Here is an 11,555-nt window from a genome sequence, read left to right as displayed (position 1 = left end):
CGGTATGGGTGGGGCTGTCATGGACACCGTCCGGGCAGGATCAGGGTCGGGGTCAAAACCGGGCAATCGTGACGTGACGGCCGAGCGTAGCGCGTAACGTAATTGTCTCGCCACTCACCGACAGGCCGCGCTGGCGGGATCGCAGAGCCGCCTGTTGGTGATCCCGCACTCGCAGTCCGGTCCGCAACCGGTCCAGCATGGCCGCGGATCCGTCCACGGCGATCATGTGCCCGGCGAGCGCCAGGCGCGTGAGGATGTGCCGGCCCAACTGTTCATGGGGCAGCGGCAGCATGTCGTAGCTGCCAGGCATCCCATTCGCGAGGCATGCGCCAACCCTATGGCGCCCTGGATAGCTGCCGGTCAGCGGATTCCCGCCGGTCGATTCCCGCCGGTGGATTCCTGAAGGTCGTTAAGGAAACTTCTTATCAACTTCCCTGCTCCCCGATGGTGTGGGCGGGCCGGGTATCGGGCAGCCTTGAGAGGAGTCTCATACGCAATCTTTGTCACAGCTTGCGGCCGCGGCGGAAAGGGGATCGAACGGACATGACCGCCGATCACGCACCGATACCAACGGTCCGCACACCGGTCTCCGTGCGTCCCGGGGCGGCTGTGACCGTTGGCTTCCTGACCATCCTGCTCGGCGCCTTCACACTTCCCGCCGCGGTGCCGGACCGGCCGTCGGTCGCGTACCTGTCGGCCGGTCTCGCCGGAGCAGCGCTCCTCCTCGGTCTCCTGCTGGCAGCCGATCTCGCTCGGGCCGCCGTCGCCCGTCGGGCCGGCGTGCAGGTGGACGGGATCACGGTCGGCGCCTTCGGTAGCCGGCTGCGTGCCACCACCACCGGGATCAACGAGCCTTCGACGGGAGCCCGCATCGCCTGTGCCGGGTTGGCCGTCAGCGGGCTCGGTGGCGCGGGGCTCGTCACCCTGGGATGGCTCGCCCCGGGCGGCAGCCTGGCGCTGGCCGGCAGCGTCGGGCTCTGGGTCGGTGGCCTCGCGCTTCTGATCACCCTGTCGGAGCTGCTGCCCGCCCCGCGCACAGGCGGCGGGCGTCTGCTCGCGGCGCTGGTGTATCGGCGGACCGGCAGCCGCGAACGCGCGGACGCGGCCGCCGCCAGGGCTGGCGTGATCACTGGTTGGATCCTGATCGCCTCAGGTGCAGCGTTGATCTTCCTGGCTGGTGCGATGGGCCTGTGGGTCGCGTTGCTCGGGTGGCTCGCGCTCGGCTCGGGCCGGGTGGAACAGTCCCGGCTGCGGACGAACAGAGCGCTCGCGGGGGTCTGCGTCGGGGATGTGATGGGGTCCGCACCCGAGATAGTGCCCGGCTGGCGGACGGTGTCCGCGGTTGTCGAGGCAATGGCCGACCAGGGGGTACCCGTATCCGGGCAGGCGGTGTTCGCCGTGGTCGACTTCGACGGCGGCCTCGCAGGGGTGGCGCACCTGCGCGATCTAGCCGCGGTGCCGCTCGACGATCGCGGCCTGACCCGGATGGTGAAGGTCAGCGTCCCGATGGCCGCGGTGCCCACCACCACACCGAACGAGCTTCTGAGCGATCTGCTCCCGCGGCTGGCCGAGCGCCCGGCCGCCGGGTGCGCGCTGGTGCTGGACGGCGATGTGCTGGACGGCGATGTGCTGGACGGCGATGTCGGTCGGGACGGCCTCTCGAACGTAGCCGCCGCCGTGGGCAGGCCACGGCTGATCGGCACGGTCGGCTACTCGGAAATCGCCAGGGCGTTGGCGACCGTGGCCTTGGTGCCCACGGGTACGGTGCCGGCGCGGGATTGCAGGCCGCGAAACGGCCGACCCTGATCCGTGCCCCGCATTCCCACTACCTGGGTAGACGGGGGCGGGGAGTCCCGCGAGTAATGTTGCGGCCATGACGATCAGGAGTGCCGAGGCGTTGGCCAGTGGTCCACCCGTTGATTATCTGGCAGTGGGGAACCCGACCCTCGACGTCCGTCCCGATTCGTCGCTCGCGGTCGGTGGAAGTGTGGTCTACGCCATCATCCAGGCGGCGCGCCTCGGCTTGTGCGCTGCGGGGCTCGGGCGCGGTTGTGCTCCGGAACTGGTACCGGTGTGGATGCCGTTTGCCACCGAGGCGTTCCTCTACATCCAGCCGTCGGCGGACACGACGCGGTTCCGTAACGAAAGCATGGACGGTCGCCGGACCCAGTGGCTGGAAAAATCCGTAGGCCCGGTGTCCGACCTTGACCGGATTCCCGAAACTCGGGTACTGCACCTGGCTCCCGTCGCACGGGAAATCGTCATCGAGGAGGCCGTCCGAGCAAAAGCGCGGGGCCTTCTCGGCCTGACCCCGCAGGGGCTGATCCGCTCCTGGGACGCCCATGGTCTCGTCCACCATCAGCCCTTGGAGATCGACGGCCCGACCGCAGCCACGATCGACGTGGTGGTGTTCGCGGACTATGAGGCGCCGTACCTCAAAGGCGTGGCGCAGGCGGTCCGGCGGGCCGGCGGCATCGTCGTGGTCACCAGGGGCACCGGTGGATGTGAGGTGCTGCTGGCGACCGGCACGCAGGAGTTCCCCGCCGTCGAGACGTCCCAGCTCGTCGACGACACCGGGGCCGGTGACGTGTTCGCCAGCGCGTTGTTCATCGCGTTGGAAGGCGGGAGCACGGTCAGCGAGGCGGTCCGGTTCGCGGCGGCGGCAGCCACCCTGAGTATCGAGGGAATCGGACCGCTGGCGATCGCTTCCCGTGAGGAGATCGACAAGCTGGCCGGTCAGGACAGCTCCCTCGCGTTCCCCTGACCGGATCGCGCCTGTCAGGGCGTCCGCCCTTAGCCCATACTGTAGTCAACAGCGTTGACGACTCCTACCATTTTTGATCTTGGTAGGATGGCAAGCGCACCTATACTGTTCTGTATAGATCAACACATACAGAATGGTGGATGTGGACAAGCCCGCACATGTCATGGACCGGGATCAGCAGTGGGCCACGCTGGTCCGCTTCCTCATACGAGGGGACCCGGCGCTGCGGATCGGCCTGGTGTCAGGACGGCGTCGCCACGGCAAGTCCTACCTACTGCGAGCACTGACCGAAGCAGCGGGCGGGCTCTACGTGACGGCGGTACAGGAGGAAGGCCGCCGGCCGGCACAGCGGCGGTTCGCCGCCGCTCTCGCCCGCTTCGCCGGGCTACCCGCGTCCGCGGTCGAACTGGACGACTGGCAGCAGATCCTCACGACCGCGCTGGAGCTCGTGGAGCGACATCGCTCACCTGGGACGGCTCCGCTGCTGGTCATCGACGAGCTGCCCTACCTCCTCGACCATTCCCCGGAGATCCCGTCGCTGCTGCAGCACCTGTACGACGATTCACAACTGGGACGGACTCCAGGCGGGCGGCTCATTCTGTGCGGTTCCGCGATGAGCGTGATGACCGAGCTGCTCTCGGGGTCCCGGGCACTGCGCGGCCGGGTGGCGCTGGACATGCGGCTGGGTCCGTTCGACTATCGCCAGGCGGCGGCGCTGTGGGGAGTGGCAGACCCGGAAGTGGCGTTGCGTCTGCACGCCGTTCTCGGTGGTGCGCCCGGTTACCGCCAGCTTGTGCAGGACGACCCCCCGGCCACGGTCGAGCAGTTCGGCTCGTGGGTGCAGGAGAACCTGCTTGATCCAGATCTTGGGTTGTTCACGCGGAGCGAGACCGAACACCTGCTCCGCGAGGATCCCCGCATCACCCGGCGGACCCTCTACTACGACATCCTGACCGCGGTCGCGTCAGGTGCGGGCACCCCTGCCAAGATCGGCAGCATGATCGGACGGGAGCGGACAGCGCTCACTCATGCACTGGACGTCCTGGAGTCCGCAGGCTACCTGCGACGTGATCAGGACATGCTGCGCCAGCGGAACACAGTCATCACGGTGACAGATCCGATCATCAGGTTCAACCAGTTGATCACAGTGCCCTACAGTGACCTGCTGGAACGTCACGAGGCCGCCGCGGTGTGGCAGGCGTCCACCGCGACGTTCGCGGCGCAGATCCTCGGCCCGCACGTCGAGGAACTGGCACGGACCTGGACGCGTACCTTCGCGACGCGGGAGGTGTTCGGTGGGCAGCCGCTGGGCATAGTCGGCAGCGCGGCCGTGCACGACGGCGCGGGACGTGCCAGGCATGAGGTGGACGTTCTGGCGCTCGCGGCGGGCGAGCGGCCCCGGGTACCAGGCGTCCGTATTGCCCTGATCGGAGAGGCGAAGGCGACCGCCCAGCGTCGCACTCCAGGTGACCTCAACCGGCTCGAACGCATCCGTGCGGTTCTCACCGAAGACGGCCACGACGCAGCCGCCGCCGTCCTCGCGATCTTCTCGCTGACCGGCTTCAGCCCAGATCTGCGGCTTCTCGCCGACCAGCGCGACGACGTCCGTCTCATCGACATCAACGCCCTGTACGGGCGGGCCGAGCCGTGAACCGCGCTCCACTGCGCTGGCTGTCGCTCTTGATGTCTGATGTATGTACACTGTTAGTACGACGTGCAGGGTCGAGTTGGGTCGAACGTTAAGGTGAGTGATGGACGTGGCTGCGGCGAAGACGGACCGGTTGGGCCTGCGCACGAGCACGCGTCAACGGGCGCTGCTGGAGGCGGCGAGCGATGCGGAGGGCGTCACGGTGACCGATTTCGTCCTGCGGCACGCGACCAGGGCCGCGGAGAACGTGCTGGCCGACCGGCGGATCTTCGGTGTGGACGACGCGGCCTGGGAGGCGTTCACCACGACGCTCGACCGTCCACCTCGCGAGATTCCCGGCTTGCGTGACCTGTTGGCGTCTGCGACCGTGCTGGACGAGGGGTAGTGCTTGCGAGCCTTTGGTGATGTCGAGCCGCTGGACGGCTCGCACCGTCTCGCGGATTTCGACTGCGGTTCGGATGCCCAGACGGTTTGGTTACGTCGTAGCGCGATGCTTGCCCACAGTTCCGGCACGTCCCGGGTCTGGGTGGTTCGCCGACGCAAGGATGAGGGCGTTGCCGGCTTTTATGCGTTGGCAACGGGCCAGGTCATGCACTCCAACGTCCCGCGGCGCGTCGCGCAGGGTACGGGACGGCATCCGATACCTGTCATTGTCCTGACCCGTCTCGCCGTCGATCTGCAAGACCAGGGTCACGGACTCGGCCGGGCACTTGTCGTGGACGCGCTACGGCGGACAGCGGCGGCGGCTGATCTCGTCGGAATCCGCGCGCTGCTGATCCATGCGGAAGACGACGACGCGCGGTCGTTCTATCTGCGGCTTGCAGCCTTTGAGCCGAGCCCGACCGACGCCCTGCATCTCTTTCTTCTCATGAAGGATCTCCGACGTGCTCTGACAGGTTCCTGACGCGCCCTGCACCGGGCTGGCGCGATGTTGCCTCTGGTTCGGTGAGCGTCAGCTGTCGGTGTCCCTGGGGTGGCGGGTGGCGGAGTAGACGAGGTGCACGGTCCGGCGGGGTTCGTCGACGAGGTAACGTACGCGGCCGCCGGCGGTCACCTCGTCGCCGCGTTTGGGGCTCACGGGGCATACACCTCCCCATGGTCCTCATCCGGGAGGGGCGCCGTCAGCGCTGCGGTCAGTTCGGGGTCGGCGAGAATTCTGGCGGTGGCACGCCATTCGACGATGACCCGGTGCAGATGGGAATGGATATCCAGTTCTGCGACGTCGCGGGTCGCGTTCACGAGGTCGGCGAGGAACTCGCGTATTTCGTCGGCGGACAGGTGCCTGCTCCAGGGGAAGACCTCGGGCAGGGCGAGCAGGACAGCCCGCGCGCCTTCGTCGTTGCCGATCAGCGCGGTGAACAGGCGGGCGGTGACGTCGGCGGTCTCCTCCCGCTGCCGATCATGATGCTCCGTGGTGAGGTAGAGGTTCTCGCCGTCACGCCGCGTCACTTGGACGCGCTGGGCGCGTTCGACGGTGTCAACGACCCTCTTGGAGTTCTTCGACAGGTCGGAGAAGGAAACGGTGAGGGCGAACATAGATCAAAAATACTTCGGAACACGTTCCGAAGTCAACCGGGGCGGGTCGTCGGGGCATTGGGGCACCGGGCGGTCAGATCGCGAGTGCGGTGAGGATGAGGCCCAGACCCTCGTGGAACTGGGTTTCCATTGCCCCGGCGAGGTGGTCGGCGACCGCGGCGAGGTGGGGGAAGCGGGCGGCGGCCGAGCTGATCGCGGTCACCGGGGTGACGGTGGCGTCCGGACCCTTGTGGGCGATGGTCGCCGCGGTGTGGCGGGCTTCGGTCAGGGCGTGACCGAGGGTGTAGAAGAGCAGCGTCTGGAAGGCGTTCGCCGCATCATGGTCGGGCATGCCGGCGTCACGCAGCAGGCCGATCGCGTGGTTGGTCCGGTCCCAGCTGGCTTCGCCGCCCGGCGGCCGGCGCAGGACGATCGGCGCGAGGGTCGGATGGCGCAGCAGTGACCTGCGCAGCTGGGCGAACGTCTCGCGCAGGTCGGCGTGCGGGTCGTCGGTGTGGGGGAGCGGTTCCTCACCGCGCACGACCCGGTCGGCCAGCGCCTCCAGGAGCTCGTTCTTGGTGCGGAAATGCCGGTAGACCGCGGTCGGGTCGATGTTCAGCCGGGCACCGAGCGCTCGCATGCTGAAGCCGCCGACCCCGCCGATGTCGACGATCTCCATCGCGGTGTCGAGCAGAAGCTGCTGGGACAACGTCCCGCGGGGGGTGCGGGTGTGGCGGGGCTGCGCCGTCTCCACCGGTCTCCTTTGATCTGCCTCGTAGTCGGTACCCACAGTGTAGTCAACGCTGTTGACGCCACCTCGTGGCCGATTCGATCTTCATCCTGACGCATATCCCTCGATGGGACGGTTGAATGGTCGCTCTGCGATTGCGGTGTGCGACAGAAAGTAGATCGCCCGGGACGGGGAAGTAAAGGCGTAGCAGATCTGCTGAGCCTGGGGAGCTGAATATGCCACACGTGGACGAAAGGGACGCTCGTAAGGTCGCCGAAGCCGCGCGGGAGACAGCATGGACGCGTCCGTCGTTCGGTAAGGAGCTGTTCCTCGGTCACCTCCGCCTCGATCTCATCTCACCGCATCCACGGCCGCCGGCGGCCGACCGCGACCGGGGCGAGGCATTCCTCACCGGGCTGGCGGCCTTCCTGCGCGAGCACGTGGATCCACTGGCGATCGAGCGGGACGGTCACATCCCGGCGGATGTCGTCGAAGGACTCAAGCGGCTCGGCGCGCTGGGTATGAAGATCCCGCAGGAGTACGGCGGCCTCGGGTTGAGCACCCTCTACTACAACCGTGCGCTGGCGCTCGCCGGCAGCTGGCACTCGTCCATCCCGACGCTGCTCTCCGCGCACCAGTCGATCGGCGTGGCCGAACCGGTCCGCCGGTTCGGCACGAGCGAGCAGAAGCGCACCTACCTGCCGCTGGTCGCACGCAACGAGATCAGCGCGTTCCTGCTGACCGAACCAGACGTGGGAAGCGACCCGGCCCGGATGAGCGCACGGGCCGTCCCCGTGGACGACGGCGCGGCCTATGAGCTGTCCGGGCGCAAGCTGTGGACCACCAACGGTGTGATCGCCGACCGGCTGGTCGTGATGGCGGTCGTACCGAAGTCCACGGATCATCGCGGCGGTATCACCTGCTTCATCGTCGACGCGCACGCACCTGGTGTGACGGTGGAGCACCGCAACGAGTTCATGGGGCTACGCGGTATCGAGAACGGTGTCACTCACTTCGATCGGGTACGGGTACCGACCCAGGACCGGCTCGGCCGGGAGGGCGAGGGGCTCAAGATTGCCCTGACCACCCTCAACACCGGCCGTCTGGCGTTGCCCGCGGTCTGCGCCGGCACCGCCAAATACGCGTTGCGGATCGCCCGTGAGTGGGCCGCCGAGCGGGTCCAGTGGGGTCAGCCCATCGGGCGGCACGAGGCGATTGCCCAGAAGATCGCGTTCATCGCCGCGACGACATTCGCGATGGAGGCGGTCGTCGAACTGTCGGCGATGATGGCCGACGAGGGCGGCAAGGACATCCGGATCGAGGCCGCGCTCGCCAAGCTGTACGCGAGCGAGATGGCGTGGCTCGTCGCCGACGAGATGGTGCAGATCCGCGGTGGCCGTGGCTACGAGACAGCCCAGTCGCTGGCCAACCGTGGCGAACGGCCCGTCCCGGCCGAGCAGATGCTGCGCGACCTGCGCATCAATCGGATCTTCGAAGGCTCCAGTGAGATCATGAAGCTGCTGATCGCCCGGGAAGCCGTCGACACCCATCTGGCGGTCGCCGGCGACATCATCGACACCGAAGTCCCGTTGTCGGCCAGGGCGCGGACCTCCGCGCGCGCCGCGGGTTTCTACGCCCGCTGGCTGCCCCGGCTCGCCGTGGGGGAGGGGACCGACCCCCGTTCGTTCGCCGAGTTCGGTTCGCTCGCGGGCCATCTCCGGTTCGTCGAACGGTCCGCGCGCAAAATGGCCCGCTCCACCTTCTACGGAATGAGCCGCTGGAAGGGCGGGATGGAAAAGAGGCAGATGTTCCTCGGTCGCATCGTCGACATCGGCGCGGAGCTGTTCGCCATGAGTGCGTCCGTGGTCCGCGCGCAGATGCTCGCGCAGGACGGCGAGCCGACCGCCATCGAGTTGGCCGACCTGTTCTGCCGGCAGTCCCGGCGGCGGGTCGACGCCCTCTTCGACGCGTTGTGGCGTAACGACGACGCCGAGAACTTCCGGGCCGCGCAGCAGGTCCTGACCGGCAGGTTCGGCTGGGCTGAGGCGGGTGTGCTCGACCCCAGTGGTGGCGGCCCGTTCCTCGCCGACGCCCGCCGCGCGGCCGAAGAAGCTGATCATGCAGGCGAAGACGCTGATCATTCAGGCTGGGCGGCGGACGCCGGTATGGCCGCGACGGCCGACAAGACCTCGGACGGTGTCGACACCGTGGACCGCGCCGCGGCGATGGGATCCGTGCTGCGGATCGGTGTGGCCCCGCGAACCTGATCCCGATCGGCCGATATCCACCGGAGAGGCCCTACACTGTCGGCTGACCGGGGATATCGATCGAAAGGGCGCCGCGTCATGTCCGAGCTTTCCGAGGCCCCTGACCAGGCCCTCTTGTCGTTGGACACGTCGATCCCGCATTCGGCCCGGGTCTGGAACTACTGGCTCGGCGGTAAGGACAACTTCGCGGCTGACCGTGAGATGGCCGAGCACATCCTCACGGTGATGCCCAGCCTCGTGATGTCCGCCCGCGCCGACCGGGCGTTCCTCGGCCGGGTTGTCCGCTATCTCGTAGCGGAGGCGGGGATCCGGCAGTTTCTGGACGTCGGCACCGGTCTACCCACGGCCGACAACACGCACGAAGTCGCACAGGCGCTCGCGCCGGAGTGCCGGATCGTCTACGTGGACAACGATCCGATCGTGCTGGTACACGCCCGCGCTCTGCTGACCAGCAGCCCGTCGGGGACAACGGAGTACGTCGATGCAGACCTGCGTGACCCGGAGAAGATCCTGCTGGCGGCGCAGGCCACGCTCGACTTCACCCGGCCGGTCGCGTTGATGCTCCTCGGCTCCCTGAACTTCGTCGTTGACACCGCACAGGCGCGGGCGAGCGTCGCGACGTTTCTTGCCGCGCTACCGGCTGGTAGTTACCTGGTGGTCGCTCATCCGAGCGCGGAGGTCCACGGCGAGGCGATGGAGGAAGCGGTCCGGCTCTGGAACGACGCAGGCTCATCGCAAATGACTCTGCGTAACCGTGAGGAGATCGCCGCTTTCTTCGACGGCCTGGAGCTGCTGGAGCCCGGGGTGGTGTCGTGCTCGCGGTGGCGGCCGGATTCCGCCGAAGCGGGTGCGGCCGAGGTGTCACAGTTCTGCGCGGTCGGACGAAAGCCGTAACGCGCTTTCCGCACCCGAACGCGCCGACCCTGCGTCTGCGTCGGCTGGGTCTGCGGTGCTGGTTGAGTCTGCGGTGTCGGCTGGGTCTGCGCCAGGCACGATACGGTCGAAGAACCGCAACAACTCGACCGGAATCGGCATCACCAGCGTGGAGTTCTTTTCCGCAGCCACCTCGACCACGGTCTGCAGGAGTCGCAACTGCAGGCCGCTGGGATCCGCCGCCAACACCCGGCCGGCCTGGGCGAGCATCCGGGATGCCTGGAACTCGCCCTCAGCCGTGATCACACGGGCTCGCCGCTCCCGTTCGGCTTCGGCCTGCTTCGACATCGACCGCTTCATCGACTCGGGAAGCGCGAGGTCCTTGAGCTCGACCCGTTCGATCTTGACTCCCCACGGCTTCTCGGTAGGTTCGTCGATCACCGCGCGCAGCTCGGCATTCACCCTCTCCTGGTCGGAAAGAAGATGATCCAAGTCGCTGCGGCCGATGACCGAACGCAGTGAGGTCTGCGCCACCTCAGTCACGGCGAAGGTGTAGTTCTCGACGTTGACGATCGCCTTGACCGGGTCGATGACCCGGAAGTAGACGACCGCCTCCACGGTAAGCGTCACGTTGTCCCGGGTGATGCACTCCTGGGTGGGTACAGACATCGCCACGATCCGCATGTTGACCTTGATGATGTGGTCGACGCCGAACGGAATAACGAACGTCAGGCCGGGGGAGCGGAGCTTGGACCGCAGCCGGCCGAAGCGGAACACCAGCCCCCGCTCGTACTGCTGCACCGTCCTCAGCGAGGCGAGCAACAGCACCACGGCGACCACGATCAGGACGATCAGTAAGCCGATCATAATGCGGGATCATAGACTGATCATTGCTGGTACGGGGTATCTGTCGCTTTTCTAACCATCGGCTATGGGATAAAGCCTGATATCCCGGCATCATGGAGTCATGCAGCGCGACGACCCAGATGCCGGTGATGGGATGGCCGGGAAGGGGATGGCCGGGCTCGGTACGTCGTGTCCCTTTACGGTGGAAAGACCGATCATGCGACAGCGCTGGGAGCGGCTGACGTTCGTGCACTGGCCCTTCGATCCGGCGGTGGTACAGCAGCTTCTTCCGGACGGCCTGCGGGTCGACACCTACGACGGTGCGGCATGGGTCGGCCTGGTGCCGTTCTTCATGCGGGTCGCGACCGCGGCCGGACATGAGGTGGCGTGGGCGTCGACCTTCTGCGAAACCAACGTCCGCACCTACGTTTATGATCATGAAGGGCGGCGGGGAATCTGGTTCTTCTCTCTGGACGCGGCCCGGCTCGGTGCGGTGGCCGTCGCGCGCACCACCTACCGGCTGCCCTACTTCTGGTCGTCGATGCGGCTGGTGGAGACCGCGGAGGAGATCTCCTACACCTGCGCACGGCGGTGGCCCGGTCCGCGCGCCATCAGCCGGGTGACGATCCGGATCGGTGAGCCGTTCGGATCCGGTGACCTCGACGAGCGGGACCATTTCCTGACGGCCCGGTGGATCCTGTTCAGCGCGGCCGGTACCCGGCGCCGTTTCGCGCGGGCATGGCACGAGCCGTGGCCCCTGCACCGGGCCACGGCTGTGGCGCTCGACGACAGGCTGGTCGCCGCGGCCGGCCTCCCGCAGCCGCGGGACGAACCCCTGGTGCACTACTCCCCGGGCGTCGATGTCCGCATCGGCCGACCCGAACGCTACCGGCCGATGCCATCGTAAGAGCG

The 11,555-nt window shown here is 67.5% G+C and carries 13 protein-coding genes; 8 read left to right on the top strand and 5 right to left on the bottom strand.

Annotation, left to right across the window (positions count from 1 at the left end; genetic code table 11):
- Nucleotides 1–52: 52 nt before the first annotated feature.
- On the bottom strand, nucleotides 53–310 hold the full coding sequence (locus U9978_RS05660) for a hypothetical protein (RefSeq protein WP_322759969.1): 258 nt from the start codon (nucleotides 308–310) through the stop codon (nucleotides 53–55).
- Between the two features lie 233 nt (nucleotides 311–543).
- Here U9978_RS05660 and U9978_RS05655 point away from each other — a divergent pair, with 233 nt between their 5' ends.
- From U9978_RS05655 to U9978_RS05635, 5 genes are all read left to right on the top strand, one after another.
- Nucleotides 544–1,806 carry a peptidase M50 gene (locus U9978_RS05655; RefSeq protein WP_322759968.1) on the top strand — a complete coding sequence of 421 codons (1,263 nt, stop codon included), beginning with the start codon at nucleotides 544–546 and terminating at the stop codon, nucleotides 1,804–1,806.
- 67 nt (nucleotides 1,807–1,873) lie between these two features.
- Entirely contained in the window at nucleotides 1,874–2,764 is an 891-nt protein-coding gene (locus tag U9978_RS05650) for a PfkB family carbohydrate kinase (protein ID WP_322759967.1), read from the top strand.
- A 133-nt stretch (nucleotides 2,765–2,897) separates the two neighbouring features.
- A complete protein-coding gene (locus U9978_RS05645; protein WP_416210861.1) occupies nucleotides 2,898–4,415 on the top strand; it encodes an AAA family ATPase in 1,518 nt (505 codons plus the stop codon).
- A 100-nt stretch (nucleotides 4,416–4,515) separates the two neighbouring features.
- On the top strand, nucleotides 4,516–4,797 hold the full coding sequence (locus tag U9978_RS05640) for a DUF1778 domain-containing protein (RefSeq protein WP_322759965.1): 282 nt from the start codon (nucleotides 4,516–4,518) through the stop codon (nucleotides 4,795–4,797).
- 3 nt (nucleotides 4,798–4,800) lie between these two features.
- Nucleotides 4,801–5,316 (top strand): GNAT family N-acetyltransferase, encoded by a 516-nt coding sequence (locus U9978_RS05635; protein WP_322759964.1) that lies wholly within the window; start codon nucleotides 4,801–4,803, stop codon nucleotides 5,314–5,316.
- A gap of 48 nt (nucleotides 5,317–5,364) precedes the next feature.
- Here U9978_RS05635 and U9978_RS05630 read toward each other — a convergent pair whose 3' ends face one another.
- The 3 genes from U9978_RS05630 to U9978_RS05620 form a co-directional block, all read right to left on the bottom strand.
- On the bottom strand, nucleotides 5,365–5,490 hold the full coding sequence (locus U9978_RS05630; RefSeq protein ID WP_322759963.1) for a hypothetical protein: 126 nt from the start codon (nucleotides 5,488–5,490) through the stop codon (nucleotides 5,365–5,367).
- A complete protein-coding gene (locus U9978_RS05625; protein ID WP_322759962.1) occupies nucleotides 5,487–5,948 on the bottom strand; it encodes a hypothetical protein in 462 nt (153 codons plus the stop codon). Before U9978_RS05625 ends, U9978_RS05630 begins: the two co-directional genes overlap by 4 nt.
- Nucleotides 5,949–6,021: 73 nt before the next feature.
- Nucleotides 6,022–6,681, bottom strand: coding sequence for a TetR/AcrR family transcriptional regulator (locus U9978_RS05620; RefSeq protein ID WP_322759961.1), 660 nt, complete (start codon nucleotides 6,679–6,681; stop codon nucleotides 6,022–6,024).
- A 212-nt stretch (nucleotides 6,682–6,893) separates the two neighbouring features.
- Here U9978_RS05620 and U9978_RS05615 point away from each other — a divergent pair, with 212 nt between their 5' ends.
- Both U9978_RS05615 and U9978_RS05610 read left to right on the top strand, forming a co-directional pair.
- Nucleotides 6,894–8,924 carry an acyl-CoA dehydrogenase family protein gene (locus U9978_RS05615; RefSeq protein ID WP_322759960.1) on the top strand — a complete coding sequence of 677 codons (2,031 nt, stop codon included), beginning with the start codon at nucleotides 6,894–6,896 and terminating at the stop codon, nucleotides 8,922–8,924.
- A gap of 78 nt (nucleotides 8,925–9,002) precedes the next feature.
- Nucleotides 9,003–9,818: an SAM-dependent methyltransferase gene (locus U9978_RS05610; RefSeq protein WP_322751072.1), complete on the top strand. Its 816-nt coding sequence runs from the start codon at nucleotides 9,003–9,005 to the stop codon at nucleotides 9,816–9,818.
- Here the strand turns inward: U9978_RS05610 and U9978_RS05605 are convergent.
- The gene (locus tag U9978_RS05605) at nucleotides 9,786–10,664 is read right to left on the bottom strand and encodes a slipin family protein (RefSeq protein WP_322759959.1); all 879 of its coding nucleotides are present in this window, start codon (nucleotides 10,662–10,664) and stop codon (nucleotides 9,786–9,788) included. The two genes, U9978_RS05610 and U9978_RS05605, sit on opposite strands and share 33 nt — an antisense overlap.
- Before the next feature lie 133 nt (nucleotides 10,665–10,797).
- On the opposite strand from U9978_RS05605, the gene U9978_RS05600 reads away from it, so the two are divergent.
- The gene (locus U9978_RS05600) at nucleotides 10,798–11,550 is read left to right on the top strand and encodes a DUF2071 domain-containing protein (RefSeq protein ID WP_322759958.1); all 753 of its coding nucleotides are present in this window, start codon (nucleotides 10,798–10,800) and stop codon (nucleotides 11,548–11,550) included.
- Nucleotides 11,551–11,555: the final 5 nt, after the last annotated feature.

This window comes from Protofrankia sp. Cr2 (assembly GCF_963555885.1).
In the GTDB taxonomy this organism is placed as follows: domain Bacteria; phylum Actinomycetota; class Actinomycetes; order Frankiales; family Frankiaceae; genus Protofrankia.
Note: the sequence above shows the minus strand (reverse complement) of the source record. Positions and strands in the feature narration are given on the sequence as shown.

Excerpts from the sequence above, each read along its gene's own strand:
- U9978_RS05660 (WP_322759969.1), bottom strand. The coding sequence starts at position 310 with ATGCCTGGCAGCTACGACATGCTGCCGCTGCCCCATGAACAGTTGGGC.
- U9978_RS05655 (WP_322759968.1), top strand. The coding sequence starts at position 544 with ATGACCGCCGATCACGCACCGATACCAACGGTCCGCACACCGGTCTCC.
- U9978_RS05650 (WP_322759967.1), top strand. The coding sequence starts at position 1,874 with ATGACGATCAGGAGTGCCGAGGCGTTGGCCAGTGGTCCACCCGTTGAT.
- U9978_RS05645 (WP_416210861.1), top strand. The coding sequence starts at position 2,898 with ATGGTGGATGTGGACAAGCCCGCACATGTCATGGACCGGGATCAGCAG.
- U9978_RS05640 (WP_322759965.1), top strand. The coding sequence starts at position 4,516 with ATGGACGTGGCTGCGGCGAAGACGGACCGGTTGGGCCTGCGCACGAGC.
- U9978_RS05625 (WP_322759962.1), bottom strand. The coding sequence starts at position 5,948 with ATGTTCGCCCTCACCGTTTCCTTCTCCGACCTGTCGAAGAACTCCAAG.
- U9978_RS05615 (WP_322759960.1), top strand. The coding sequence starts at position 6,894 with ATGCCACACGTGGACGAAAGGGACGCTCGTAAGGTCGCCGAAGCCGCG.
- U9978_RS05610 (WP_322751072.1), top strand. The coding sequence starts at position 9,003 with ATGTCCGAGCTTTCCGAGGCCCCTGACCAGGCCCTCTTGTCGTTGGAC.
- U9978_RS05605 (WP_322759959.1), bottom strand. The coding sequence starts at position 10,664 with ATGATCGGCTTACTGATCGTCCTGATCGTGGTCGCCGTGGTGCTGTTG.
- U9978_RS05600 (WP_322759958.1), top strand. The coding sequence starts at position 10,798 with ATGGCCGGGAAGGGGATGGCCGGGCTCGGTACGTCGTGTCCCTTTACG.